Source organism: Huijunlia imazamoxiresistens (genome assembly GCF_037132455.1).
Taxonomy (GTDB): domain Bacteria; phylum Bacteroidota; class Bacteroidia; order Chitinophagales; family Chitinophagaceae; genus Flavisolibacter; species Flavisolibacter imazamoxiresistens.
On record NZ_JBBBEI010000067.1, the window covers coordinates 1 to 4,276 of the forward strand.

The window sequence follows — 4,276 nt, forward strand, 5'->3', positions numbered from 1 at the left end:
CAATCATTCATTTTAAAGCGCCGAAAATCATCTCTTAGCAACATCAAGAAATTGTCCGAAGACTTGGGAGTATTTCATAGATCAACATTGTTAACGTTCGTAGAAGAAGGAAGTGTAAACAATGGAGTCTCATTCTCATTTGCCACGAAATCCAAATTTTTTAGATATTGAAGTAGAAAAACATAATTAGTATTTATTCTTTTAGCAATACTCTCATAAAGTTCTGTATTAATATCTAAATAGCTAACTAATACCTGTAATTCAGCACTTGTCTTTTGTACAAACTCGAATGTATTTCTCAGCTTTTCACTTTTGCTTTTAATTTCATTTAGCATTTCTGGTGTAACATACCTTAAATTCAATAGCCGGTTATTGTAACGTGAGTATTCGCCAAATTTATTTTGTACCAACACGCCAATCATTGTTGCTGTATTTAAAACAAATTCTTCGTATAACTGAAAGCGCTTGTTTAGGACCATTTCCTTAACAGCAACGATGTTATCGTTATATGGATTTGACAATCGATAACCTGAAGGATACATGTTGAAAGATGAAAAGTAAGTTCTCTTCTGATCGGGCCAACTAAAGTTGTAATAACGTAGGGTGTCAATTAATCGGTTGATGGTTGCATCTAAAGTTGCATCATATATACTAGTGAAATTCCTGTTAATATTATCCATTTGCTTGTCTATCCACTTGAAACGTTGATCATGCATAAGATAGTCATCACCAAACTGTTTCTGCATCTTTAGGACAACCATTACGTCTTTGTCCGCTATTTTTCTTGATTCCTCCTCCAAATTTATCTCACGATACCGAGCTAAAACTTCAAATGCCGGATTATTCAATGGCAAATTGCCAGTAAACGACTGATAGTCTACCAAAATTAACTCTAACTTATCGCTATAGTTATCAAAGAGACGGAGCAGAGCTAAGCGTTTCTGGTCCGTTTTTGTCGCTTGGTATGCACGATCATTGATCCTTACGGTATCCCCATTGTTAATCCCTCTGGCTATAACACTGTCATAAACCATATTGTAGCGATTATTTATATCAGTACGAAGCACTATGAGGGTATCTTTTATATACTTAATACGATCTTGGAAAGCTCGTACTTTAACCTTTAGCTTGCTGGTAATGCTGTCGACTTTAAAGATTTCCGGAATTTTTATTTCCGGTGCTATGTTCGTGTAATCTCCATTCAAAAAATTATTAATCGTAATTGGAATAGCAGAGGTTTCCATAAAATGACTGATTGCCTCGTTGTTCAGGAAGAACTTGTAACGCAGGGGATTAATTCCTGTGATTCTTAATGTTGTTAGTGCTCGACTTGAAGCTGAGAGTGTAGCGGTCCGGCCAGTTGTATTACTGTATAATAAGGAAGTCGTGTCACAGGTTGAAAGAGTAAATACCTGATTGCTAATATTTTTTTCAGTATTCGTTTTCTGACTAAACGCAAATGAGAAGGAAAGAATATAAATAACAAAGCAAATGCTTCTTGACAAATAGAAACTTTTGTAGCTCATAACGTAGTTGTTGGTTTACGAAATGGATAAATTTAATATTAGTTTTTCTGAAATGCAAGATTAAATATAATACTTGTCGGTTTCTTCGACGTTCGGGCTAGGGCAATGGCTGCTTGTTTTTACTAAACAGGTCCCCAGATGTTGACTTTTTTTTTCAATTCCAGAAATATTCGATTGAATATATTTTCATCAACTCCTTCCATATCCTGAATTGTCCCTTACTTTTGGGTGTTTATCCCGGCCTCAGTTTTTGTTTTGTTGTTCCTTTTAAATATATCTTGAAGTTGGAAGATTGTTACCTGTATCTGAAGCTATTATGTCCTATTTATTTTTTGTCAATTGAAGAACCTACGACGTACTAATCAAATTTTTATAATAGATTTTGGGGGCAAAAGATATTACCCTCTTCTTTTTGTTGTTTCCGGGCCTTTGTAAATAATCAAGCGCTATAAATAGAACAGGGATAATAAAGATCAACATGAATTGGAACTCTTTAATCCAAATGATCAGTTCCAAAAAGCAAACGCCAAATAATAGTTCATTGATAGTCTGTTAGCCTCTTTTAACTATGCTATAGCGGAGGGGAAGGATTTGAGCTCTTCAATTAGACCCGATACTCAAATTAACAAAAGCGTGCGAAAACGCAGGTTATTCGAACCCGTGGCCTCAAAGGTTAAATACTCAAACCTTAGGTAAATGCACCACGGTCCTATAATATAATCTTCAAAAGCTAGACCTTAACTTTCCCTGACGTCCATCTTAAAGTTCACTATTTCCTGATCAAGCTAGTAATGTAGCTTGCAACTTTAGTTAGAGAATGATTGACCAAAAGCTACAGACGACCAGCTTCACTAAGTGCTCCACCCTACCTTCCTGAGCCAATACGGCACTACCTATGGCTCATTTTATCCTTAATTTTGAGTCAATTAAAGAAAAGAATCGGCTCATGAGCTACAACTGGCAACAACCGGATTGGCCCCATTTTCAGTATGTCCTGCAGGAGTTGGAAGATACCCTCTTCCATTTTGCTGAACAGGTAGGGTATGTCAGTGGCTTACTGGAAGCCCTTCGCAAATGGAGACCTTACTGGACCTAATGGTAGCCGAAGCCCTCAAAACATCAGCGATTGAAGGTGAATATCTGAGCCGGCAGGACGTGGTTTCTTCCATCCGCAATCACCTGAGGCTTAGCGCCACCCCTGAGCCGGTCAAAGACCAAATGGCCCAGGGAGCAGGGGAATTGATGGTGGATGTACGCCGAACCTATGCAGAAGCACTGACCGAAGAAAAGCTCTTTGCCTGGCACAAAATGCTGTTGCCGGGAGCCACTAAGATCCATACAGGGGCATGGCGGAAAGACGAAGCTCCCATGCAGGTAGTTATCGGCGCCATAGGCAAGGAAACCATTCATTTTGAAGCGCTTCCCTCTTACCGGGTTCCCGAAGAAATGAAGGCCTTCATCCAATGGTTCAATGACACTGCGCCGGGGGGAAGAACATGCTGAAAAAAGCACCGGTCCCTGCCGCCATTGCCCATTTGTACTTTGAAACCATACATCCATTTGAAGACGGTAATGGCCGAATCGGACGGGCAATTGCGGAAAAGGCACTTTCACAAACATTGGGGCGTCCCGTGCTGCCAAGCCTTTCGCGAACGATTGAAGGGGAGAAAAGAGCTTATTACAGGGCATTGGAGGTGGCCCAGAAAAGCAATGAGATCAGCCCTTGGATCCACTATTTTGTCCATCTTACTCTGGATGCACTAAAGCAGACACGGCAAGTGGTTGATTTCATTGTGAAGAAGTCGCGGTTTTTTGACCGATATAAGGAACAGTTCAACGAGCGGCAGGCAAAGGTGATCCGCAAGATGTTCGAGGCTGGTCCTGAGGGTTTCCAGGGGGGCATGAGCGCCAAAAAATATATGGCAATTACCGAAACATCAAAGGCAACAGCCGCCAGGGATCTGCACCAGTTGCTGGAGTGGGAAGTTCTACGGGTCGAAGGACTGGGGCGAAGCACCCATTATACGCTGAATCTTTAATTGCTTTCTGAAGTAGAGGTGGATCGGCCCTACCCCCTTACTCTTACTGCGTTGCGCAGCTATACTCTTAACGCTTCTTTTTCAAAAAAGGTTCACCTTCAAAAGAGGGGCATTCGCCGAAGGAACAAGGCAAAGCCCTCACTGCCGTTCTATCTTTGACTGGTCAAACGATCCGATACCTGTTGAAAACCGAAATATCCAAGTACAATATCCAAAAGTCCAAACCGTCCAATTCCATTATCCAGAAAAAGCCCGTTTTATCCGTAAGTACCTTTTGAAAATTTCCAATCCTGAAAAACCAAAGGCGTCCGTATCCTGAACCGACGAACTTGTTAACGCCTTATAAATCTTCCCCTCCCTCCGGAGGGGATTTTTACTTCAGGACCGATCTACTGAAAAGCAAGTCCCGCCGGAACTAACTCATCAATAAAATCTCTCGACCCATACAACGACCTCTGCCGGGCCGGTTTAACCAATGTTTGGTATGATAGTTACCCTAAATAGAACGGCCTTTAACCTGCATGATAATAGAAAAGGTGGTTATGGATAGAACTTCTTACTTTATACGCCTCACCTCAATAGCGATCATTGCACTTGCATTGTTGGTGCTGGTGGGATGGCAATTCAACATAACTGAATATTTCGATTAAAGTGAGCCACCTTCTTTCGGTGAAACAAGGCCACCCGGGAGGCCGCTCAGCAACGGAATAA

Annotated in this window: 2 protein-coding genes and 1 pseudogene; 2 read left to right on the top strand and 1 reads right to left on the bottom strand. The window is 41.1% G+C overall.

Annotated elements, in window-relative coordinates:
- Positions 1 to 74: 74 nt before the first annotated feature.
- Positions 75 to 1,526, bottom strand: coding sequence for a hypothetical protein (locus V9K67_RS26755; RefSeq protein ID WP_336728153.1), 1,452 nt, complete (start codon positions 1,524 to 1,526; stop codon positions 75 to 77).
- A 946-nt stretch (positions 1,527 to 2,472) separates the two neighbouring features.
- Between V9K67_RS26755 and V9K67_RS26760 the strand changes: the two are divergent.
- Both V9K67_RS26760 and V9K67_RS26765 read left to right on the top strand, forming a co-directional pair.
- Positions 2,473 to 3,029, top strand: a pseudogene (locus V9K67_RS26760) (Fic family protein).
- Entirely contained in the window at positions 3,023 to 3,565 is a 543-nt protein-coding gene (locus V9K67_RS26765) for a Fic family protein (protein ID WP_336728155.1), read from the top strand. The pseudogene V9K67_RS26760 and the gene V9K67_RS26765 overlap by 7 nt, the downstream one beginning before the upstream one ends.
- Positions 3,566 to 4,276: the final 711 nt, after the last annotated feature.